Raw genomic sequence first — 22088 nt, 5'->3', positions numbered from 1 at the left:
TCCGGGACCGACCGGCCAGTAGCATCGGGGGGTGACCTCCGCCGAATCCGCCGACAGCCCCGGGCGCCCCCAGCGCCAGGGCTCCGTCGGCGACTCCGCGGGAGGGGCCGCCCCCCGGCCCCGGCGGAGACGGCGGCGCGGTGGCCGTGGGCGGGGCCGGGCGCAGTTGGCGGCCGTCGCCGACCAGAAGGTCGCACCGGAGCCGGACGCGGCACCGTCGGACCAGGTACGGCCGGCCAAGCCCACCCGCAAGCAGGGTGGACCGACGCCCACGTCGAAGCGTCCGGCACCGGGACGGGGCCGCCCCGACCCGCGCATCCGCACGGTCCGCGAGACCTCCGCCGGCGGCCTCGTGGTCGCGGGGTTCGACGGTGACGACGAGCTCCGGGCCGCACTCATCGGGCGCGTGGACCGCCGCGGCCGCACCCTGTGGTCGCTGCCCAAGGGCCACATCGAGACGGGCGAGACCGCCGAGCTCACCGCGATCCGGGAGATCGCGGAGGAGACGGGACTGACCGGCTCCGTCCTCGCGTCGATCGGGAAGATCGACTACTGGTTCGCCGTCGAGGGGCGCCGCGTGCACAAGACGGTGCACCACTTCCTGCTGTCCTGGCAGAGCGGCGACCTCTCGGCCGAGGACTACGAGGTCTCGGAGGTGGCGTGGGTGCCGCTCGCCGAGCTCGCGACCCGGCTCACCTACTCCGACGAGCGCAAGCTCGTCGCCACGGCGCGCACCGTGATCGAGGACCTCACGGCCGATCCGTCGGAGCTCGCGGCCCGCGTCGCCGCCGAGCCCCGCAGCGAACCGTCGGCCTATGAGAAGGCGGCGGCCGAACGCAACGCGGTCCGCAACGACCCGCCGAAGCCGCGTCGGCGGCGCGGCGGGCGGCGCTCGCGGGGCCGGCGCAGTGGCGGGAGCGGCGGGAGCGGTCAGACGTGATCCGGTCGGCCCGCCTCCTGTGCGTGCTGACGCTCCTGGTCGCCCTGACCGGTACGCCCGCCCTCAGCGGGGCCGGTCTCCCGGACGCGCAGTTCGTGCGGATCACCGTCGACGAGATCACCTCGCGGGTCACCGAGAGCTCCCCGAACGAGGTCGTGGTGCGCGGCAGCGTCACCAACTTCGGCGACCGGGACGTGAGCGACCTCGACCTGCGGGTCCAGCGCGCGCCCGCGGTCTCGACCTCGGCGCAGGTGCGCTCCGACCTGGTCGCCGACAACAACGCCTACGACACGCTGGGCCGCTTCGAACCCGTGTCGAAGGTGCTCAAGCCGGGGGAGAAGACCAGCTTCAGCGTGAGCATCCCGGTGCGCCCGACCACCACGACGCGCGGCCCGACGCTCGGCATCGACCGGCCGGGCGTGTACCCGATCCTGCTCAATCTCAACGGCAAGCCCGCGTACGGCGGCGTCGCCCGGCTCGACGACTCTCGGACGCTACTGCCCGTGTACGCCCTGCCCGACGGCGGCACCGACACGCCGGGCACCGTCGAGCGGCCCGTGACGACCTCGCCCTCACAGGTCACGCTCCTGTGGCCGCTGGCCGACAACCCGAAGCTCGCGGGCGGCATCCCCGGCGGCGGCGACTCCGCGGTGCGCCTCGTCGACGACGCGCTCGCCGGTTCCCTCGCGCCGGGCGGCCGGCTCGACGGCCTGCTCACCGCGTACGAGGAGGCCACCCGCGGCCCCGACCCGCGGCACACCGCACTGCGCGCCGCCGCGTGCCTCGCGATCGACCCCGACCTGCTGGTGACCGTGCAGGCCATGACCGGCCCGTACCGCGTCTCCCGCAATCCCGCGGACCCGCGCGGACCGACCACGGCCGGCACCGGCAGCGACCGGGCGAGCGCATGGCTCGACCGGCTCAAGCGCGTCGCGGCCGATTCCTGCGTGGTGGCGCTGCCCTTCGGCCAGGTCGACCTCGAGGCGCTGGGCCGCTCCGCCGAGCCCTCGCTGCAGCGCGCGGCCCTGGACACGCCCTCGGACGTCATCGACTCCATCCTCGGTGTGCAGTCCGTCCGGGGCGTCGCGATCCCGACCTCCGGCCTGCTCCTGTCCGACGGTGCGCGGCAACTCCGGGCCTCGGACGTCTCGGCCACCGTGCTCGCCGCGACCGCGGTGGGCGCTCCCGCCCGGAACCGGGGGACACCGTCGGGCATCGTGGCGGTGGGGCAGGGCATCGGCGCGGCCGTCTTCGACCCGAACGTCTCCGCCGCGCTGGCGGCGATGGGCGGGCTGCCCGACGGTGCCGAGCGCGGCGTCGCGCCGGGTCCGACGGGGACCGTGCCGACCGCGTCGACCTTCACCCTGGCCGAGGAGTCGGCGACGATGCGGCGACAGGCCGCGGTGGGGGCCCTCGCGGCTGCGGCCCTGGACCCGACGCAGCGCTACGCACCGCCGAACGGATGGGCGGCGAACACCACCGAAGATCCGGTCGCCCGGGTCACCGGCCGTTCCGCCCTGATCATGCCGCCCCAGGTCTGGGCCGCGGGCCCCGCCGACGCCCGCGCGGTGCTCGACGCGCTGTCGACGCAGTTCGAGGCCGGTCTCGCGGGACCGCGGACCTTCCGCGACGTGGTCGCCTCGGCGCAGTCCGCCGGACGCGACCCGGCCCGCAGCGCCGATCCGTGGCAGCTGCGGCAGCCGGCCGGGACCGCCGCGTCCCGGGTCCCGGACTCGATCGTCGGCGCGGCCGCCGCCCACGTGCGTCAGGTCGATCAGCTCGGCGCGGCCCTCCTCCCGCTGCCCAAGACACCGCTCACCCCACTCGTGTACACCTCGCCACTGCGCGAGGACGCCGTGCGTGCGCTCCGGTGGGCCCCGTCGCGGCCCGCGGTCGACGGTGACGCCTCCATCCGGTTGACGGCCGCGCGCGCCTCCATGGCCGCGCAGCTGAGCTCGGTGCGGTTCGTGAGCCCGGGCGGGGCGTACACACTGGCCTCCGACAAGTCGCCGCTGCTCATCGTCGCGCGGAACGACCTGCCGCTGCCGATCCGCACGGTGATCCACTGGTCCGCGCCCGAGGGCGTCACCATCGACGCGTCGGAGGTGCAGGAGCTGCCCGCCCGCGGGACCCGGCAGATCGAACTCCCGACCACCGTCGACTACTCGCGACAGATCTCCGTGCAGATGTCGCTGCGCACGAGCAGCGACATGCCGGTGGGCAGTCCGATCTCCATCTCGGTGCACTCCAATGCGTACGGCAAGTCGTTGTTCTGGATCACCTGCGCGGCCGGGATCCTGCTGGTCCTGCTGGCCGGGCGGCGCCTGTGGCGCCGGTTCCGCGGTCGTCCGGACCCCGCCGATGAGGACCGCCCCACCGCGGACGAGCACGAGAAGCTCATCGCGAACAGCTACGCTGCACATCGACCGACCTCGTCGAATCAGCATCCGCACGAGCACCCCGAACCGAAGGACACATGAGCCGCGCCGAGCCCCGGCACATCCCGCCGAGCAGCCCGTCCGCCGCCGGCGGGAAGGGCGACGGTGGCGGCACCGCGAGCCTGCTGCGGTCCACGGGCTCGGTCGCCGTCGCGACGCTCACCTCTCGGGTGACCGGTTTCCTGCGCACGATCCTTCTCGCGGCGATCCTGGGGCCGGCCGTCGCCTCGGCGTTCAGCATCGCCAACCAGATGCCGCAGCAGGTCTCCGAGCTGGTGCTCGGCCAGGTGCTCACCGCGCTGGTGATCCCGGTGCTCGTGCGCGCGGAGATGGAGGACAGGGACCGGGGCCAGGCCTTCTTCGAGCGGCTGTTCACCCTCTCCCTGACCATTCTGGGCATCGCGCTGATCGTGTCGTTGGCGCTGTCCCCGGTGCTGGTCGGACTCCTGGTCGGCGGATCCAAGGTCGACGAGGGCCTTACCCAGGCCCTCGTGATCATGTTCCTGCCGCAACTCGTCTTCTTCGGCCTCTCGGCCCTGTTCACCGCGATGCTCAACACGCGCGATCAGTTCAAACCCGGCGCCTGGGCCCCCGTCGCCTGCAACACGGTGCAGATCGCCACGCTGGTGGCCTTCTATCTGATGCCGGGCGAGCTGACGCTGAATCCGACCGCGATGGGCCAGCCGAAGCTGCTGGTGCTGGGTATCGGCAGCACCTTGGGCGTGGTGCTGCAGGCGCTGATCCAGATCCCCGCGATGCGCCGCTCCGGGATCAAGCTGCGGCTGCGCTGGGGCATCGACGACCGGCTCAAGCACTTCGGGTCGATGGGCATCGCGATCGTCGCCTATGTCTTCATCTCACTGGCCGGCTGGTACGCGGTCACGCCGATCCTGTCGCACGCCTCCGACGGCGGGCCCGCGATCAACCAGTACGCGTGGATGGTGCTGCAGCTGCCCTACGGCGTGATCGGCGTGGCGCTCCTGACCGCCGTGATGCCGCGGCTCTCCCGCAACGCCGCTGCGGGCAACCGCAACGCCGTCCTCGACGACCTGTCCGTCGCCACCCGGATCACCATGGTCGCCCTCATCCCGATCGTGGCCTTCCTGACGGTGTTCGGCCCGTCCATCGGGCGCGCACTGTTCAACGTCGGGCAGTTCAGCCAGGACGATGCGAATTTCCTGGGCACGGCGATCTCGTTCTCGGCGTTCGTCCTGATCCCGTACGCGATGGTGCTCATCCACCTGCGGGTCTTCTACGCCCAGGAGCGCGCCTGGGTCCCGACCGGCATCGTCATCGTCATCGTCGCTACGCAGATCGGGCTGTCGTACCTGGTGCCGGTCCTCGTGGACGACGAGCACCGGATCGTCGAGTTGGTCGGTACCGCCCGCGGCCTGGCGTACACGGCGGGCGCGATCATGGGCTGGTACCTCCTGCGCCGGACACTGGGCCCGCTGCACCTGACGAACGTCACCCGCACGCTGCTCCAGACCACCACGGTCTCCGTGCTGGTCGTGGTCACGATCTACGCGGTCATGCAGCTCGGCGTGCTCAAGGCGATCGACCGGAGCGGACCGGCGGGCGCTTTCGTGTACCTTGCAATCGCAGGCGTACTCTCCATGACGTTGATCTATGCGCTGCTCGCCCTCTGGCGAGTGCCGGACGTGCTGGCGATCCTGGCACCCCTGCGGCGCATCGCGGGCCGGTTCGTCCCGGCCCTGCGGCCGAGCGCACCGTCGGAACCGGAGCGCGAGGCCGCCCGCGCCCCCGACACCCGGGAGATGCGGCTCGACGAACTCGAGGCCTACGCGAGCCTGCGCCGCGAGGAGATCACCGCCCAGCTGCCGCGGATCGCCGACGACATCGGCCTCCCGTATGCTGGTCAAAGCCATGTTCCCCGACGCTCGCGGGCGAGCGCCGAACAACCGACCACGGGCCTCAGGTACCGCAGAAGAGGAGCATTCGCAGTGACCGAGGACGACTCCGCAGGTACTTCCGGGCACGAGGCACCGGGCACCGGTCAGATGCGACTGCCGTCCGTGCAGCCCGGCGTGCCGGCCCCGCTCGACGAGGCCGACGACGCACCCCGCGGCCCGGAGCTCATCCCGGGCGCCGTCGTGGCGGGCGGCCGGTACCGGCTCATCGAGCACTACGGCGGTATCCGCGGCCTGCAGTTCTGGCAGGCGCGCGACATCAACCTCGACCGTGACGTGGCACTGACCTTCGTCGACTCGGAGCAGCGCGCACCGGCACCCGAGCGCGGCGCCCAGATCAGCCTGCGCGGCGAGGGCCCGCAGTCGATCCTCTCGCGCACCCTGCGCCTGGGTCGCGTCCACTCGAACGGCCTGGCCCGAGTGCTCGACGTGGTGCGCGGCAGCTCGGGCGGCATCGTGGTGGCCGAGTGGATCCCCAGCAGCTCGCTGGCGGACGTGGCCGGCACGCACCCGTCGGCGATCGGCGCGGCGAAGGCCGTCCGTGCGCTCGCCGGGGCCGCCGAGGGCGCGCACCGCGCCGGCGCGGCTCTGTCGATCGACCATCCCGACCGCGTGCGCATCTCCCAGGACGGGCACGCCTTCCTCGCGTTCCCCGGCACGCTGGCCGATGCGTCGAAGGAGTCCGACGTGCGCGGTCTGGGCGCCGTGCTCTACGCGCTGCTGCTCGAGCGCTGGCCGCTCGACGACGCCACGGGCCGCACCGTGACCACCGGCACCGGTACCGTCGCCGGGATCCGGCAGGCCGACGCGGACGCGAACGGCAGCCCGGTGGAGCCGCGGGACGCCAAGGGCGACATCCCGTTCGAGATCTCGGCGGTCGCCACCCGCACGCTCGAGGGCGGCCAGGGCATCCGCACCGCGGCCACCGTGCAGCAGCTGCTGGACCAGGCCTCCGTGGTCGACGTGAAGACCGACCTGCTCGCGCCGGTGCGCGAGGAGGCGCCGCGGGAGGCACCCCGGGAGGCGCCGCGCGCAGTGCCCTCTCTCGACGACCGTCCCACGCCCGCCAAGCGGATCCAGTCCAAGCAGTCGCTCCTGAGCCGAGTCGGGGGCGGCAAGAAGAACGTGCCATTGCTGGTCATCGCCGCGTGCGCCGTGGCGCTCCTCGTGATCATCGCGCTCACACTGCTCATCAGCAATTTCATCGGCGGCAAGGACACGCAGTCCGGAGTCGGCTCGCTGTACACCTCGAGCGCGACCGCGGTGCAGAGCGCGGCGCCCGCACCGGCACCCGGCGTCGGCGCGCCGGTGAAGGGCACCGCCGTCTCGCTGGTCGATCTCGCCACCTCCAAGGACCCCGCGACCAACCTGAGCAACGTGCTCACGGGGAAGACCCCGGCCTGGAAGACCGATACCTACAAGGCCGGTCCCGCGTTCGGCAATCTCAAGAAGGGTGTCGGCTTCCTCGTCACTCTCGACAAGGCCGTGTCGCTGACCCGCGGCACGATCACCTCGCCCAGCCAGGGCAGCACCGTCGAGGTGCGCACCGCCACCAAGGACTCGGTGAAGAACCTGGAGGAGACCTCCCTGGTCTGGTCCGGCACTCTTCACAAGGGCGCCAACGATTTCCACGTGAGCTCGGTGGCGCCACGCTCGCGCTACGTCCTGGTGTGGATCACCGGACTCACCAAGGAGTCCGGTACCGAGTGGTACACCACGATCAATCAGGTCGAGTTCCAGGGCTCCTGAGCCCCGCCGACACCGCGCCCTCGATCCACGCCGCGCCCTTGTCCGGCACCGAGATCACAAGCGGCCGCGCGGATTCCGCATCCCGATAGTCGAGGAAGCGCACCTGCCAGCCGTCCCTCGTCCGCATCGCGGCCTCCACCCGCACATCGTCGGGGATCTGCAGCCCGCGCTCCCGGGCATGTTCCGCCGCAACTTCTTTCGCTTCCGACGGCGTCCGCCCGGGCACTCCGTCGAACACCGGTCCGCCGCCCGTCCGCTGGGTGATCCCGTAGCCGACGAGCTGCGACCACGACTCCTCGATCACCCGCTCGGACGCGAGGCCGCCGCACGCCGCCCACCACGCCGCGGCGTCGAGCCACTCGTACTCGCACATCCGCACGAGATGGAACAGCGCGTCGGTCTGCTCGAGGCGGGCGCCGAGCGCGAGCACCGTCGCCGCCGTGCCCTGGACGGGTGGCAACGGCGCACCCGGCTCGGGGGCCGCGTCCGCCGCCCAGGCCCCGCCGTCCCAGACGGCCAGCCAGCCGTAGTGCTGCGCGCTCACCCGGTGATCCAGCGCGCTGACGTGCTCCAGCCACGACGGTGCGCCCGCCACCCGGTCCTCGGGCCCGGGCGCGCCGGGGACGCGCCACCCGAGATCCCCGCACGAGAGCACCGCGCGGTCGGGGCCGAACCAGGTGAGAGTCGCGCCGGCGGTCGACGACGCGTCGTAGCGGGCGACGCCGCGATCTCCGGCGCTCACCGTCACCCGGAAGGGCAGGGGCGCACCCGCGGCGGCGAGGACGGGCTGCGCCGCGGCGAGCAGGCACCACCGCGCACGCAGGACGCGGAGCGGATCGACGGGATCGGACATGACCGCATACTCGTCCACGCCGCTGAACGGGGGCTTGGACTGCGCTTGTCCGGAACTCGTCAGTGGGGTGTTCTACCGTTCCTCGTACGGCGCCCGCCGGGCGCACTCGATCGGGGGGGAACGAGATGACGGAACCACAGGGTCCACCGGAGGACGGCGTACTGATCGGTGACGACGGGTTGGCGCGTCCGGCCTGGGCGGCCGACGGCCTGTTGCGCGAGTACTACGACACCGAATGGGGCATGCCCGTCCGGGACGAGCGCGGGCTGTACGAGCGGATCGCGCTCGAGGGCTTCCAGGCGGGGCTGTCCTGGGCGACGGTGCTGCGCAAACGCCCGGCGTTCCGCGCGGGCTTCGCGGACTTCGATCCCGACGCGGTGGCGGCGTTCGACGAGACGGACGTCGAGCGGCTGATGGCGGACGCGGGAATCATCCGGAACCGGCAGAAGATCGAGGCCACCATCGGCAACGCCCGGGCCACCGTCGCGCTGCGGGACGACGGCGGCCTCGTCGCGCTGGTGTGGTCCTTCCAGCCGGAGCGCACCCCGGAGCCCCGCACGATGGCGGAGGTCGCCGCCACCTCACCGGAGTCCGTAGCGCTGTCGAAGGAGCTGCGCCGCCGCGGTTTCCGGTTCGTGGGACCGACCACGATGTACGCCCTGATGCAGGCGGTGGGCATCGTCGACGATCATCTGGTGGGCAGCCACCGGCGCGGCAGCTCCGGTGTCTGGGACACCGCCGGCGGGCCCGCCGAGTAACGCGAGGCGGGCCCGCGTTCCGGCCTAGTGGACCGCGGCCCCGCCGGAGATGTGCCCGTACCGGTGCCGGGTGGTGCTCACCGCCTGCTCGCGCAGCACGGTGAGCATCTCCCGCCGGCCGGAGAGCAGCACCGGCCCGCGCAGCACGCTGTGGCCGTGCCGGGCGGCCGCGGCGGCCACCGCCGGCTCGGCCTCGCCGAGCACCCGGATCCGCACGGGTTCTGCGCGCCCCGCGAGGCCGTCGGCGTAGTCCTGCGCGGTGTGCTCGGGCGCCGCGAAGGGCATCGCCGGCGCGTCGGGGCCGACGGTCACGTCCAGCCGCGTGCCGGTGCGGGCGGCGGCCAGCTGCAGCCGTACCAGGTCCCGCGGGCGGGCGCCGGCGCCCACGCGCACCTCCAGATGGGGGAGCGGGCGGTAGCGGAACACGTTGGCCTCGCTCGCCAGGCCGGTCGGATCGTGCTCGACCCCGAAATCTGTGTCCCAGGCCCGCTGGTCGGACGCGGCGGCGGCGTGCAGCCACCGCACGTCGGCATCGGACAGATCCGTGGCCGCGGCGATGATCCGCTCGCTGAAGACGGTGGGCGCGACCTCCGGCAGGTCGACGGTGCCGTCGGGCCCCGTCGCCGGCGCGGCGTCGGCCCAGGCGCCGAACTGCGCCACGTAGTTGGGGCCGCCCGCCTTGGCCCCCGGGCCGATGGAGGAGCGCTTCCACCCGCCGAAGGACTGCCGCTGGACGATGGCGCCGGTCATGTGGCGGTTGATGTAGAGGTTGCCCGCCTCCACTTTCTCCCGCCAGTGGTCGATCTCCTCCGGATCCAGGCTGTGCAGGCCGGCGGTGAGCCCGAAGCCGGTGGAGTTCTGCATCCGCAGGGCGTCGTCGAGCGTCGCGGCCCGCATGATGCCCAGGACGGGCCCGAACAGCTCCGTGGTGTGGAACCAGCTGCCCTCGGCGACCCCGTCGAGCACGCCGGGCGACCAGAACCGGCCCTCGTCGTCGAGCTTGCGGGGCTCGACGCGCCAGTTCTCGCCCGGCCCGGGCCGCGTGAGCCCGCGCAGCAGTTTCCCGGCGGCGGGTTCGATCAGCGGGCCGACGGTGGTGCCCAGGTCGTGCCCCTCGCCGACCACGAGGGTGCGGACGGCGTCCTGCAGCTGGCCCAGAACGCGCTGCGAGCTGCCGACGCTGCCCACCAGGATCCCGAGCGACGCGGCGGAGCACTTCTGGCCGGCGTGCCCGAAGGCGCTGCGCACCAGGTCGTTCACCGCGAGGTCGGGGTCGGCCGCGGGGGTGATGATCATCGCGTTCTTGCCGGAGGTCTCGGCGAGCAGGTCCAGGTCCTGCCGCCAGCCGCGGAACAGGGCCGCGGTCTCGCTGGCACCGGTGAGCACGACCGCGTCGACGTCGGGGTGGGTCACCAGGCGGTGCCCGGCGTCGGACTCGTCGGCGTTCACCAACTGCACCAGGTCGTCGGGGACACCGGCGGCGTGCAGCGCGGCGATCGCCGCGGTCCCGCACCGCAGCACCTGCGGGGCCGGCTTGATGATCACGGCGGCGCCCGCGGCGAGCGCGGCCAGCACGCCGCCCAGGGGGATCGCGACGGGGAAGTTCCACGGCGGCGTCACCACGACCAGCCGGTGCGGCGTGAAGACGGCTTCACCGGCCGTGGTGGAGTCGAGATCCACCGCGCTCTGCGCGTAGTAGCGCGCGAAGTCGATCGCCTCGGACAGTTCGGGATCCGCTTCGGAGACGGTCTTGCCCGCCTCGTAGGACATCACGCTCAGCAGCTCGCCGCGGCGCCGGGCCAGCTCGTCGGCCACCCGGTGCAGGAGCGCAGCGCGCTCCGCGGCGGGCAGCTCCGCCCACCGTCGCTGCGCGCCGAGGGCCCGGTCCACCGCATCGTCGACCTCCGTGGGAATCGTCACCCGCGCAGGGGTTTCGACGGTGACCGGGCTCGCGAGGGCCGCGCGTGCCCACGCCCGGTTACCCGGCGTCGAAGGGTCCGTGTCCGGCTCGCCGACGAAGGCACCGTCGCGCGGCACGACGGGGTCGTTCCCGCGGTCCTGTACCCGGTTGGGGCCGTCCTGGACCTCGTCGCGCCGGGCCACGGCGGTGCGGAATCGTCTCTCCTCCAGGTCGATCGCGCCGGGGTCGGGGCTGAACATCGAGTACAGGAAGTTGTCGCTGGAGGAGTTCTCCTCGAGACGGCGCACGAGGTACGACACGGCGACGTCGAAGTCGCCGGAGTGCACCACGGGGGTGTACAGGATGAGCGAGCCCACGTCGGCGCGAACGGCTGCGGCCTCCATCGGCGCCATGCCCTGGAGCATCTCGATGTCCAACTGGCGCTGCACGTCCCGCCGCTCGGCGAGCTCCACCGCGTAGGCCACGGAGAACAGGTTCTGCGAGGCGACGCCGATGCGGATCGCGTCGGCGTTCTCGGCGCGCAGCGCGGTGTCGACCATCCGCAGGTAGTCGGCGTCCACGTCGGCCTTGCTGCCGTACGTCGCGAGCGGCCAGTCGTGGACCTCCGCGTCCACCCGCTCCATCGCCAGGTTCGCGCCCTTGACCAGGCGGACCTTGATCGGTGCTCCGCCCGCGGCGACGCGGCGGCGGGCGAACTCGGTGAGCCGTGCGAGGGCGGCCGGAGCGTCGGGGAGGTAGGCCTGCAGCACGATTCCGGCGGTCAGCGACCGGAATTCGGGCTCGTCGAGGAGTGCGGTGAACACCTCGATCGTCAGGTGCAGGTCCTTGTACTCCTCCATGTCCAGGTTCACGAACTTCCCACCGTCGCGGGCGGTCCGGTACAGCGGGCGCAGTCGCTCGACGATCCGCTCGCGGTTGCCCTCGAGGTCCCACGGGATCAGCTGGGCCACCACGGAGGAGACCTTGATCGAGACGTAATCGACCGAAGGGTTCGCGAGCAGCTCATGCGTGCGGGAGAGCCGGTTGTCGGCCTCGCCCTGGCCGAGGACCGCCTCGCCGAGCAGGTTCAGGTTGAGTCGGACGCCCACCTCGCGGGCTCGCCGCAGGCGACGCTGCAACTTCTCGCCGTCGGCGTCGAACACCAAGTGCCCCACCAATTGGCGCAGTCGCAACCGTGCGACGGGCATCGCGATCGACGGCGCGATCCCCGCGGCGACGGTGCCCGCTCGGAGCATCGCCGCGTCGAGCGGGCTCATGAATCTCGAGCCCGGGGCGCCGCCGGCGGCGGGGGAGACGAGGCGGCGCAACGCCTTTGCCGCGACCCGGTCGTCCTCGGGGCGTGCGACCCGGTCGACGAAGCCCATCGTGAACTCGACACCGCTCGGATCATGCAGCAGCGCAGCGAGGCTCGCGGTCGCGGCCGCCTCTCGCCGGCCCACCTCGGCGGGGCGGTCGCCGCGACTCGCACGTAACCAGCGCTGCGCCCGGGCGACGGTGGCGTCGACGACGGGATCGTGTTCGCGGTTCGTCACGGGCTGGGTGTCGACGGCCGGCGTGGCCACGGCGTCGGACGGAAGACGGGACGGTTCGACCATGAGAGGCCTCCTGATAGCTCGCGCAGTGAATGGAGAATCCACAGCGACGGGTGCGCCACCTGGCCTATGGACGAGTGTAACGCCGCTCACTCCGAATCGCGATCCCGTGTGCTATCGCGAATGTCTAGCTCCTACATCTATCGGAGGTCAAATACTTCTGAAAGGTATGCGAATCACCGTAGGGACTCTCTACGATCCCTGCATGACCGAGTGGGGGAACACCATCTCGCGTTCGACCGGACCGGGGGATCCGTCGGCCGAGACGATCGGCGCAGCCCGGCACCGGCCGCGCACGCGCCGCAGTCGCGACCGGCCGTCGGACGAGCGTCTGCTGTCCGATGCGGCGCACGGTGACGGCGACGCCTTCGCGGAGCTCTTCCACCGGCACAGCCGGCAACTCCGGGCCACGGCACTACGAACCATCAGGGATTACGCGGACGCCGAGGACTGCCTGCAGGAAGCCATGTTGCGTGCCTACCAGCTCTCGCCGACCTTCCGCGGCGACTGCAAGGTCGCGAGCTGGCTGCACCGCATCGTCGTCAACGCCTGCCTGGACCGGGCCCGCCGCAACCAGCTGCGCGTGTCGCTGCCGATGCCCGACGACCTCAGTGAGGTCGCCTCCGACGAGGGCCGCTGCGCGGAGGACCTGGATCGTCGGCTGAGCGTCGAGGCCGCGCTGCGGATGCTCCCCGAGGACCAACGGGCGGCCGTCATCGCTGTCGACATGCACGGTCTGTCGGTGAACCAGGCGTCGGAACTGCTCGGGGTGGCGCCGGGCACCGTCAAGAGCCGGCGGGCACGCGCACGGGCACGTCTCGAGCGCCTGCTCCGCTGACCGAGCCCACCCGATCGCGCGGACTCGATCGAACGGCGGACGCACAACGGATATTGCGACGATGGAACCGATCACCGCGCTGGTGCGTCTAATTCATGGGGGACGTTCAGGGGAGGAGGCTCCATGGAGAAGGCCGGATCGCAGCCGGCGGGAGACGCCCATCGGCTCGGCCGCACGGAAGAGGCTCGGGTCGACGCGGCCCTGGCCGAGTACCGTGACCGCACCTACGCCCAATGGTCGGCCCCGGGGATCTACAGCGGTCAGTCACCCCTCGGGGACCGCGCCATCGAAGCCGCGATCCGCTCGGCTCCCGCCCCCGTCCTGCCACGGCGGCGGCTGCGGTACGCACTCGGAGCCGCCGCTGCCGCCGTCGGGATCCTGGCCGGCGCGGTCGCTCTCGGAACCGTCGCAGAGCCCGACGGTGCCATCCCCGAACCCGGGGTGCTCCTCGCGGCCGCGTCGCCGGGGGGCGACAGGGGACCGTTCGCCGACGGTGCCGCCCTCGCCCGGTGCCTCGACGCCGCGTCGGTACCGCTCGCCCGGCGCACGCTGGTCGGCGCCGGCCGGATCGATCTGCGGGGTGAGCGCACCACCGTCCTGCTACTACCGGGCGGCGACCTCGGGGACCTGCGCGTGCTGGCGGTGACGCCGTCGTGCGCGCAGGGCGAGTCGTCGGCCGTCCTGGTCGACCGAGTGCTGCCCGCCGGCGCGGCCGCGCGGGCCGCCACGCCGTAACCTGGGGGAAAGGCGAGCGGGAACATCTCCGGGCCCGGCGCCGTTGGCAACACATGTCGGCTCGGGTGATCCGGGCGCTTTCTTCGAGGTTGGGTAGGTAGATGACTGCAGCAGGCACCGATATCGCGGACGTGATCATCATCGGATCGGGTCCGGCCGGATACACGGCGGGCGTCTACGCCGGCCGCGCCGAGCTGAACACCATCCTGTTCGAGGGCACCAACTTCGGCGGGGCCCTCATGACCACCACCGAGGTGGAGAACTACCCCGGCTTCCAGAACGGCATCATGGGCCCCACCCTCATGGACGAGATGCGCGAGCAGGCCATCCGGTTCGGCGCCGACCTGCGCATGGAGGACGTGGAGTCCGCGCAACTCGACGGTGAGATCAAGGTGGTCGTCACGTCCGAGGGCACCTACCGCGCCCGCGCCGTGATCCTGGCGATGGGTGCCGCGGCACGCTACCTCGGCATCCCCGGCGAGGAGGCCCTGCTGGGCCGCGGCGTCAGCGCCTGCGCCACGTGCGACGGCTTCTTCTTCCGCGAGCAGGACATCGCCGTGGTCGGCGGCGGGGATTCGGCGATGGAGGAAGCGATCTTCCTCACCAAGTTCGCCAAGTCGGTCACGCTGATCCACCGCAGTGAGACCTTCCGCGCGTCGAAGATCATGCTCGACCGGGCCAAGGCCAACGAGAAGATCCGTTTCCTGACCGACACCAAGGTCAACGCGGTGCAGGGCGAGAAGTCGGTCGAGTCGCTGCTCGTCGAGAACACCGTGACCGGCGCCGTCGACACGCTCGAGGTGACCGGCCTGTTCGTGGCGATCGGTCACGATCCGCGGTCCGAACTGGTGGCGGGCCAGGTCACCGTCGACGATGAGGGCTACGTACAGGTCGAGGGCCGCACCACGGCCACCGGCGTGCCCGGCGTGTTCGCCGCCGGCGACCTGGTCGACCACACCTACCGCCAGGCCATCACGGCGGCCGGCAGCGGCTGTTCCGCGGCGATCGACGCCGAGCGCTGGCTCGCGCACCACCGCGAGGCCGCGGTCGCGCAGTAGTCACCCCCCACTCACCCCTTCCCCCAGGAGAAACCATGGCCGACATCGTCACCGTCACCGACGACACCTTCCAGCAGCAGGTACTCGAGTCCGACAAGCCCGTGCTCGTCGACTTCTGGGCCACCTGGTGCGGGCCGTGCCGGGTCGTCGCCCCGGTGCTGGAGCAACTGGCGGCCGAGCACGGCGACAAGGTGACCTTCGCCAAGATCGACGTCGATCAGAACCCGGGCGCACCGCGCGACTACCAGGTGCTGAGCATTCCCACGTTGCTCCTGTTCCAGAACGGTGAGCCCACCGGCAAGCTGGTCGGCGCCAAGAGCAAGTCCGCGATCCTCAAGGAGCTCGACGGCCTGGTGTGACGCGCCGCCGCGTTGGGTGGACGGGCCCCGAGGCCGTATCGTGTACTCGATTTCCCGCCCTGTCGGCCACCCGCCCACAGGAAGCTACCGAAGGGTCCTCCATGCCACGCATCAGCCTCGGTGATCACGGTGGCGCCGTGGCGGAGATTCGCGGCATCCTCGCCGATCAGGGTTTCCTCCGGGACTACGTGGCACCCACCGAGCTCGTGGTCGGGGGCTGGACGGCGCCCGAGGCCGTGTTCGACCGCCGACTGGACCGCGCCACGCGGGCCTTCCAGCAGCAGCGCGGCCTCCTGGTCGACGGCGTCGTCGGCCCTGCCACCTACCGCGCGCTGCGGGAGTCCACGTACCAGCTCGGCGCTCGCACGCTGAGCTACATCGCGTCCGCCCCGCCGTCGGGCGACGACGTCGCGGCGCTGCAGGCCCGCCTGCAGAACCTCGGCTTCTACGCGGGCATGATCGACGGCCTGTTCGGTCCCCAGACGCATCTGGGCCTGTCGGCGTACCAGCGCGAGTTCGGCCTCGTCTCCGACGGGATCTGCGGGCCGGCCACGCTGCGCTCGCTGACCTTCCTCGGCTCCCGCGTGACGGGCGGTTCGCCGCACGCCATCAAGGAGGAGGAGCACGTGCGCAGCTCCGGGCCGCGGCTGTCCGGAAAGCGCATCGTCATCGATCCGGGCCTGGGCGGGCCGGACCGCGGCCTGGCCGTGATCGGCCCCGACGGGCGCCCGGTGACCGAGGAGGAGATGCTCTGGGATCTCGCCTCCCGGCTGGAGGGCCGCATGGCCGCCGCCGGCATGGAGACCTACCTCTCGCGACCGCGCGGCATGGACGCCGACGACAGCACCCGCGCCTACACCGCCAACACCTTCGACGCCGACATGATGATCGCGCTGCGCACGGCGCACTACCGCAACGACCGCGCGCACGGGGTGGCGTCGTTCCATTTCGGCAACACGCACGGCGCGAGCTCGAACATCGGCCGCAACCTGGCCGGGTTCATCCAGCGCGAGATCGTCGCCCGCACCCCGCTCAGCGACTGCCACTACCACGGCCGCACCTGGGACATCGTGCGGCTGACCCGGATGCCCACTGTCCAGATCGACATCGGCTACACCACCAACGCGGGCGACGCGGCCGTCCTCGCCTCCCCGCAGATGCGCGACACCATCGCCGAGGCGATCCTCGTCGCGGTCAAGCGTCTGTACCTGCTGGGGGAGAACGATCGCCCCACCGGCACCTACACGTTCGCGGAGCTGCTCGAGCTCGAGGAGAACGCCGAGAACCGGGCCTGACGGTCCGCCGTCGCCCCGCCCGGCACGCGCCGGGGGCGGCGCACCGTCGGACCTGCGGCACCGCGGAATCGGGCCTCAGGAGGCCCGTGCGGGCCTAGGGACCGTCGACCCTCCCACGGGTGCAGCGGCATCTCCGGTGTCCTCCAGCGCGGTCCTGAGCGCCGCCTCGGCGGCGGAGGCGGCGAGCAGCTGTTCCAGGGCGTGCTCGACGCCCGCCTTCCAGCCCAGGCCCTCGGAGAGCTCGAGGCGCAGCCGCGGGAAGCGGTGGTGCGGCGCGACCGTCTCGAAGCCCATGCCCTCGAGGAAGTCCGCGTCGCTCAGCGGTAGCTCCTTGCACCCACACGGTCCGCAATCAAGTTGTGCCACAACATCTTCGGTCAACATGCCGACGGGAGTGAGCAGCGCGAAGGCCTCCACGGCGCGCACGCCGCGTCGGACCAGATCGGTGCAGACGGCGCTCACCAACTCCTCTTTGACCCGTGGTTCCATGCCGGGCTCCGCGCCGACCCAGGTCAGGAGCACCGCGTCGGGGCTGACCGGCGCGGTGGGGAAGTGGGTCGCACGGGGCACGCTGCTGGGCGGGGCGTAGAAGGCGACCCCCACGACCCGCGCAGAGCCGTCGACGGCGTGGTCGATCGCCACCTGCCCGCAGGATCCCCACTGGAGCATGAGCATCGACAGCCAGGCCTCCTTGTCGAACTCGGTGTCCGTGAGGGTGGCGCCGTCGGGCGCGACCTCCCAGTAGACGCACCGCCGGACGTGGCGGGGGAGGTCGTCGAAGCCGGCCAGTGTCAGCGGCACGATCGTGAGGGCCATGGCGGACTACCCCTGAGCGAGGAGGGCGACGATGCGCTCGAGGTCGTCGGCGGAGCCGACCTCGACCACGATCTTGCCCTTGCGCTTGCCCATCGAGACGGTGACCTTGGTGTCGAGGCGATCGGCGATACGGTCCGCGAGATCCCGCAGGCCGGTGTCCGCCGGCTGCCGTCGCTGGGGGGCGGGGGCGACGGTACCGTCCCCGCGGTTCGCCAGGGTGACGGCCTCCTCCGTGGCACGCACCGACATCCCCTCGGCGACGATCCTGGCCGCCAGGACCTCCTGCGCCTCGGAGCCGGCCTCGAGGGAGAGCAGTGCCCGCGCGTGGCCCGCCGACAGCACGCCCGCCGCGACGCGGCGCTGCACGGCGACGGGCAGCCGCAGCAGCCGGATCGTGTTCGTCACGACCGGTCGCGAGCGCCCCAGGCGTGCGGCCAGTTCGTCGTGGGTGACGCCGAACTCCTCGAGCAGCTGGGCGTACGCCGCGGCCTCTTCGAGGGGGTTCAGCTGGACGCGATGGATGTTCTCCAGGAGGGCGTCCCGGAGCATGTCACCGTCGGCCGTCTCCCGGACGATCGCGGGGATCGCGGCGAGGCCGGCCTCCTGGCTCGCGCGCCAGCGCCGCTCGCCCATGACGAGCTCGTACCGGACGTCGCCGCGCGGCGCGGGCAGCGGGCGCACCACGATCGGCTGCATGAGCCCGAACTCGCGGATCGAGTGGACGAGCTCGGCGAGGGCCTCCTCGTCGAAGACCGACCGCGGCTGCTGCGGGTTCGGCTGGATCGACGTGGGTGCCAGCTCCCGGTAGACCGCGCCCGCCTCCGCGAGGTCCGACGGTGCCGGCTCGGCCTCGGGGCGGGGCGCCCGGGACCGGGCGGATCCCGCCGGTTTGTCGGCCGGAGCCTTCGGCGCGGCCGGGGTGGCGGGCCGGGCTCCGATGATGACATCCGCCGCGGCGTTGCCGAGGCGCGGCCCCTCGTCGGGTCCGGTGGGGATGAGCGCGGCGAGCCCGCGGCCGAGGCCGCCCTTCTTCTGGCCGGCCATGATCACACCACCTTCTCGGCGCCGCGGAAGGCGAGTTCGCGGCCGGCGTCGAGATAACTCATCGCGCCCCGCGAACCCGGGTCGTAGTCGAGCACCGTCGTCCCGTAGCCCGGTGCCTCGGAGACCTTGACGCTGCGCGGGATCGTCGCGCCGAGGACACGATCGCCGAAGTGGTTACGCACCTCGGCCGCGACCTGGTCCGCGAGCTTGGTCCGCGCGTCGTACATCGTGAGGAGCACCGTGGACACGTGGAGGTCCGGGTTGAGGTGCGCCTGCACCAGCTCGATGTTGCGGAGCAGCTGACCGACGCCCTCGAGCGCGTAGTACTCGCACTGGATCGGGATGAGCACTTCGCGGCCCGCGACGAGCGCGTTGACCGTGAGCAGTCCCAGCGACGGCGGGCAGTCGATGAACACGTAGTCGATGTCAGCGGCGGCGGGACTGTTGAGCGAATTCTTCAGTCGCGTCTCGCGGGCGACCATGCTGACTAGTTCGATCTCCGCGCCGGCGAGGTCGATCGTCGCGGGCACGCAGAACAGGTTGGGGGAGTGCGGGCTCTGCGCCATCGCCTCCTCCAGCGTCGTCTCTCCGAGGAGGAGCTCGTACGTCGACGGGACGCCCGATCGATGGTCGACGCCCAGCGCCGTACTCGCGTTCCCCTGCGGGTCCAGATCGATGACGAGCACCTTGAGGCCCTGGAGCGCGAGTGCCGCCGCGAGGTTCACCGCGGTCGTCGTCTTGCCGACGCCGCCCTTCTGGTTGGCGATGGTCAGGACGCGCCGCGCGCGAGGCTTGGGCAACGTGCCCGCCGCCCCCGGTGTCAGGACCTGACTGGCGCGCTGCGCGGCGGCGGCGATGGGGGTGTCGTCTTCAGTGGTTCCACGTGAAACGTTGAAGCCGGATTCGTGATCAGTCACGTACTCTCCTCAGCTGTTGCCCCCATCCTAGTTTCTCCCTCCGACTGCGTCAGCCGGGCGTCCGACTCCTCCGCTCGATCTTCCGCCACAACGACCCGACACCACCGGTGGTCGCGGCCCCAGGGAACGGCCTCGGGCTCCCGCCCCCGACGGTGCACTCGTCGTGACCGGCCCTATCGTCACTCTTCCCATCCGACGGCGTCGTCCCGTCCGGACGTGCCGCAGTCTCTGCGACGGTGCGCGCCGGCGCGGCGCAGCGCGGTCGGCAGCGGCGCCTCGTCGTCGACCGATGACTCACGCCCGCTCGTATACCCACTCGGCGAGCATTCAGTGCGAGCCGCCTTCCCGGACCGACGGGCCGATGCCTACGCAGTCGCAGCTGAGCCCGCCGCCGGCGCCACCCCGGGTCGGCTGTGACGAGCCGCAGCCGACACACGGCGCCGTCCGCAGTACACCGGTCACGGGTCCGGCGGTCACCGGTCGCCGTGGGACGAGTGCAGGATGCAGGCGCGCATAACGTCGCCGATGGAGGGACAGCGATCTCCGCTGCCGCCCGGTCAGCCGCGCCGGCGACCTCACCGTCGTGGCACCCCGACGCCAGATCGACACACGATCGGACTCTCATCCATACGGGTCGCCTTCCGCTGTACGGCTCGCGAACACTCGCCCGCTGCTGCGCCGCCGGCGTGTGGCTCGACGCACCGAACAGCCCGCCAGGTACGTCCCATCGGCAGCAGATCATGTTTCCCGTGAAACACAGCCGTCACGATCACGGTCACGATCACGGTCACGGTCACGGTCACGGTCACGGTCACGGTCACGGTCACGGTCACGGTCACGGTCACGGTCACGGTCACGGTCACGGTCACGGTCACGGAGGGATGATCCCCGGGGGACGGAGGCGCCGTACCCGAACGCGCATCCGCCGACCAGCTCGTCGCGGGATGTCTCTCCGTCAACGCGGCACGATCCTCTGGTTCGCGGCGCCGGCTGCCGCGGTGTCTCCTCGACGTGGCTCGGAACGATCCCCCTCCTCTCGAGCGAGTAGATCTCGGGGCTCAGCGCAGCCGCTGTCGGCAACGACCTACGCAGCCTCGCGCGACCGACTGCCCGTTCGCCGGGCACGTTCGCGCGTAACGAGAGCGACCGGCAGGCGACAGGCTCTCCTTCCCCTGGACCCTGAGAATCTCCCCTCCTCGTAGACCCGTGCGAGGAGCTCCGAGATCCCGTACTCGCGCGCGATTGAGGGCGCGGCTTCCTGTCGCGTGCTCACGGCCTCGATACGGGGGAGCGCCGTCCGTCATGTTTCCCGTGAAACATCGACGATCTGTCATCCCGCCACCTCCAGCGGGGCCTGTCGACGATCACGGATGTGATCCCCCGTCACAGCGTTCCTCTCGCGTCCCTGTTGTGGTTGCCTGTCGCGCCACGAACTGCGCCATTCGCTTCGGCGCCGGCTCCGACGATGTCTCGACCGGTCGGCGAACGACCACCAACCCCGCGATCCGATCGCCGCGACGCATCCGAGCCATCCGTTCGGAGTCCCCCGACCGTCCCGCTGCGGAGACCGTCCGACGACTCCAGGCGTGTGCACACGCCCGCAGTGGCAGCCCGTCATCCACTCATCGACGCACCGGGCATCGCGGCCCGCCGCACAGAGTCATGTCCGCCGATCACGGATGCACGCCGCCTGTCGCGCCGAATGAACCGCGCCGGCTTCCGGCGCACCACTCCGCGCACATCCCTCCCCGCCCGTGGCGGCCCTCGCCGCGGCCGGGAACACCGCGTGCGCCGATCATCGTCGGAACCGTCCGTCGGCCTCGGGCGCCTCGCCTCCGACAGATCCGCGTCGACTTCCATCTCCCGCCCGACGTTCGGAGCATCGCGCATGCTTGCCCCGGAAGCTCGTCCAGGTTCTCGTGGGCCGGCTACCGCTCATGGGTTTCACGTGAAACGCGGAGCGGCATCCCGCTGTGGGGGAGGGGAGGAGCGAGGTCCCGTGCTCCCGCGGCGTACCGGTGGTGCGCCGAATCCGGGCCTCGCCCCGGCCACCAATCGGATCGCGGGTCGCGGGTCGCAGCACACAAGACCAGCTTCACCGGACCTGACGCCCATCGCGTCGACCGGTTCGCTCGTGGATCTCACGGAGCCTGACAGCAGTGACGCCCCGCCGAGCGGCTACTCACTGGGCGTCACGATCTTCCCGCCGCACCCGGAGCGGGCACGACTTCAGGACCGACTCGGAATACCGCGCGCCACCCTCCTTCTGCCCTGCGACTTCCCGCCCATCCGCATCATGTCGGCACGGAGCACACTCGCACGGTGCAGTCGTCACGGCCCGGCCTCGGCGACTCGCCCGCGGTCACACAGTCGCCTCAGGGTCAGGAACGGGTCGGCCCGCGCTCGACAGCAGTCCTCGCTCGGGCGCGGTAGACAGCATCGGGAGCCCCGTCCGGAAAGCGCGACCGACACCATTCTCCGGGAGAAGCGCCTCTTCGGCTTCTCGCCTGAACGGACGGTGGGGAGGCGTACCCGAGGCGTCGCGCCGGATCGGCATGGCGCGTGCCGCGCTCTCGCGGATCGCTCTCAATGCGGTCCGCCGGTCGGATCGATCGCCTGCTCGGTGCGGGCACTGCGAGCGACCGGAGGAGGGCGAGCATTGCGAGCGACCGGAGGCGATCTCCCGCCTCCGCTCGCGATCAACGCCGTGCCGCAGGGGAGTCGGGTCCCGACGCGCCGGCGTCCGCGGTGCGGTCTCCTGACCGCTCCAACCAACGGGGCGGTGTCGGCGGGGTCCTCAACCCCTCAGCCTCTCGGTCGGCAAGGTCAGCAAGGTCGGCACCG

At 71.9% G+C, this 22088-nt stretch carries 15 protein-coding genes; 9 read left to right on the top strand and 6 right to left on the bottom strand.

Annotation, left to right across the window (positions count from 1 at the left end; all coding sequences use genetic code 11):
* Nucleotides 1-31: 31 nt before the first annotated feature.
* From AXK60_RS05795 to AXK60_RS05785, 3 genes are read left to right on the top strand one after another with little or no spacing between them, the layout of a single operon-like run.
* Nucleotides 32-940, top strand: a complete 909-nt coding sequence (locus AXK60_RS05795) for an NUDIX hydrolase (protein ID WP_082777850.1) — start codon at nt 32-34, stop codon at nt 938-940.
* Complete coding sequence (locus AXK60_RS05790; RefSeq protein ID WP_068570152.1) at nt 937-3420, top strand: hypothetical protein; 2484 nt, start codon at nt 937-939, stop codon at nt 3418-3420. The genes AXK60_RS05795 and AXK60_RS05790 overlap by 4 nt, the downstream gene beginning before the upstream one ends.
* The gene (locus AXK60_RS05785; protein ID WP_068570151.1) at nt 3417-7058 is read left to right on the top strand and encodes a murein biosynthesis integral membrane protein MurJ; all 3642 of its coding nucleotides are present in this window, start codon (nt 3417-3419) and stop codon (nt 7056-7058) included. The genes AXK60_RS05790 and AXK60_RS05785 overlap by 4 nt, the downstream gene beginning before the upstream one ends.
* Here the strand turns inward: AXK60_RS05785 and AXK60_RS05780 are convergent.
* The gene (locus AXK60_RS05780) at nt 7030-7911 is read right to left on the bottom strand and encodes a hypothetical protein (RefSeq protein ID WP_068745852.1); all 882 of its coding nucleotides are present in this window, start codon (nt 7909-7911) and stop codon (nt 7030-7032) included. The two genes, AXK60_RS05785 and AXK60_RS05780, sit on opposite strands and share 29 nt — an antisense overlap.
* 125 nt (nt 7912-8036) lie before the next feature.
* Between AXK60_RS05780 and AXK60_RS05775 the strand changes: the two genes are divergently transcribed.
* Nucleotides 8037-8669 (top strand): DNA-3-methyladenine glycosylase I, encoded by a 633-nt coding sequence (locus tag AXK60_RS05775; protein ID WP_068570149.1) that lies wholly within the window; start codon nt 8037-8039, stop codon nt 8667-8669.
* Nucleotides 8670-8693: 24 nt separating this feature from the next.
* On the opposite strand, the gene AXK60_RS05770 is transcribed toward AXK60_RS05775, so the two are convergent.
* Complete coding sequence (locus tag AXK60_RS05770) at nt 8694-12185, bottom strand: bifunctional proline dehydrogenase/L-glutamate gamma-semialdehyde dehydrogenase (RefSeq protein ID WP_068570148.1); 3492 nt, start codon at nt 12183-12185, stop codon at nt 8694-8696.
* Nucleotides 12186-12387: 202 nt separating this feature from the next.
* Here AXK60_RS05770 and sigM point away from each other — a divergent pair, with 202 nt between their 5' ends.
* The 5 genes from sigM (at nt 12388) to AXK60_RS05745 (ending at nt 16467) form a co-directional block, all read left to right on the top strand.
* Nucleotides 12388-13020 carry an RNA polymerase sigma factor SigM gene (sigM, locus tag AXK60_RS05765; RefSeq protein WP_082777849.1) on the top strand — a complete coding sequence of 211 codons (633 nt, stop codon included), beginning with the start codon at nt 12388-12390 and terminating at the stop codon, nt 13018-13020.
* A 123-nt stretch (nt 13021-13143) separates the two neighbouring features.
* The gene (locus AXK60_RS05760; protein WP_068570147.1) at nt 13144-13755 is read left to right on the top strand and encodes a hypothetical protein; all 612 of its coding nucleotides are present in this window, start codon (nt 13144-13146) and stop codon (nt 13753-13755) included.
* Nucleotides 13756-13856: 101 nt separating this feature from the next.
* Complete coding sequence (gene trxB, locus AXK60_RS05755; protein ID WP_068570146.1) at nt 13857-14813, top strand: thioredoxin-disulfide reductase; 957 nt, start codon at nt 13857-13859, stop codon at nt 14811-14813.
* Nucleotides 14814-14848: 35 nt separating this feature from the next.
* Complete coding sequence (gene trxA, locus AXK60_RS05750) at nt 14849-15172, top strand: thioredoxin (protein ID WP_068570145.1); 324 nt, start codon at nt 14849-14851, stop codon at nt 15170-15172.
* A 101-nt stretch (nt 15173-15273) separates the two neighbouring features.
* Entirely contained in the window at nt 15274-16467 is a 1194-nt protein-coding gene (locus AXK60_RS05745) for an N-acetylmuramoyl-L-alanine amidase (protein WP_068570144.1), read from the top strand.
* A gap of 75 nt (nt 16468-16542) precedes the next feature.
* On the opposite strand, the gene AXK60_RS05740 is transcribed toward AXK60_RS05745, so the two are convergent.
* From AXK60_RS05740 to AXK60_RS26805, 4 genes are all read right to left on the bottom strand, one after another.
* On the bottom strand, nt 16543-17283 hold the full coding sequence (locus AXK60_RS05740) for a hypothetical protein (protein ID WP_068982497.1): 741 nt from the start codon (nt 17281-17283) through the stop codon (nt 16543-16545).
* A gap of 6 nt (nt 17284-17289) precedes the next feature.
* On the bottom strand, nt 17290-18327 hold the full coding sequence (locus tag AXK60_RS05735; RefSeq protein ID WP_068570230.1) for a ParB/RepB/Spo0J family partition protein: 1038 nt from the start codon (nt 18325-18327) through the stop codon (nt 17290-17292).
* Between the two features lie 2 nt (nt 18328-18329).
* Nucleotides 18330-19244 carry a ParA family protein gene (locus tag AXK60_RS05730; RefSeq protein ID WP_068570143.1) on the bottom strand — a complete coding sequence of 305 codons (915 nt, stop codon included), beginning with the start codon at nt 19242-19244 and terminating at the stop codon, nt 18330-18332.
* 575 nt (nt 19245-19819) lie between these two features.
* Entirely contained in the window at nt 19820-20119 is a 300-nt protein-coding gene (locus tag AXK60_RS26805) for a hypothetical protein (protein ID WP_068570142.1), read from the bottom strand.
* Nucleotides 20120-22088 lie beyond the last annotated feature (1969 nt).

The organism is Tsukamurella pseudospumae (assembly GCF_001575195.1).
In the GTDB taxonomy this organism is placed as follows: Bacteria; Actinomycetota; Actinomycetes; order Mycobacteriales; family Mycobacteriaceae; genus Tsukamurella; species Tsukamurella pseudospumae.
The sequence above is the reverse complement of the archived record's forward strand: the minus strand, read 5'-3'. Positions and strand labels throughout refer to the sequence as shown.

Coding starts and splice junctions, on each gene's coding strand:
- trxB (WP_068570146.1), top strand. CDS start 13,857: ATGACTGCAGCAGGCACCGATATCGCGGACGTGATCATCATCGGATCG.
- AXK60_RS05735 (WP_068570230.1), bottom strand. CDS start 18,327: ATGGCCGGCCAGAAGAAGGGCGGCCTCGGCCGCGGGCTCGCCGCGCTC.
- AXK60_RS05770 (WP_068570148.1), bottom strand. CDS start 12,185: ATGGTCGAACCGTCCCGTCTTCCGTCCGACGCCGTGGCCACGCCGGCC.
- AXK60_RS05740 (WP_068982497.1), bottom strand. CDS start 17,283: ATGGCCCTCACGATCGTGCCGCTGACACTGGCCGGCTTCGACGACCTC.
- AXK60_RS05745 (WP_068570144.1), top strand. CDS start 15,274: ATGCCACGCATCAGCCTCGGTGATCACGGTGGCGCCGTGGCGGAGATT.
- AXK60_RS05775 (WP_068570149.1), top strand. CDS start 8,037: ATGACGGAACCACAGGGTCCACCGGAGGACGGCGTACTGATCGGTGAC.
- trxA (WP_068570145.1), top strand. CDS start 14,849: ATGGCCGACATCGTCACCGTCACCGACGACACCTTCCAGCAGCAGGTA.
- AXK60_RS05760 (WP_068570147.1), top strand. CDS start 13,144: ATGGAGAAGGCCGGATCGCAGCCGGCGGGAGACGCCCATCGGCTCGGC.
- AXK60_RS05785 (WP_068570151.1), top strand. CDS start 3,417: ATGAGCCGCGCCGAGCCCCGGCACATCCCGCCGAGCAGCCCGTCCGCC.
- AXK60_RS05780 (WP_068745852.1), bottom strand. CDS start 7,911: ATGTCCGATCCCGTCGATCCGCTCCGCGTCCTGCGTGCGCGGTGGTGC.
- sigM (WP_082777849.1), top strand. CDS start 12,388: ATGACCGAGTGGGGGAACACCATCTCGCGTTCGACCGGACCGGGGGAT.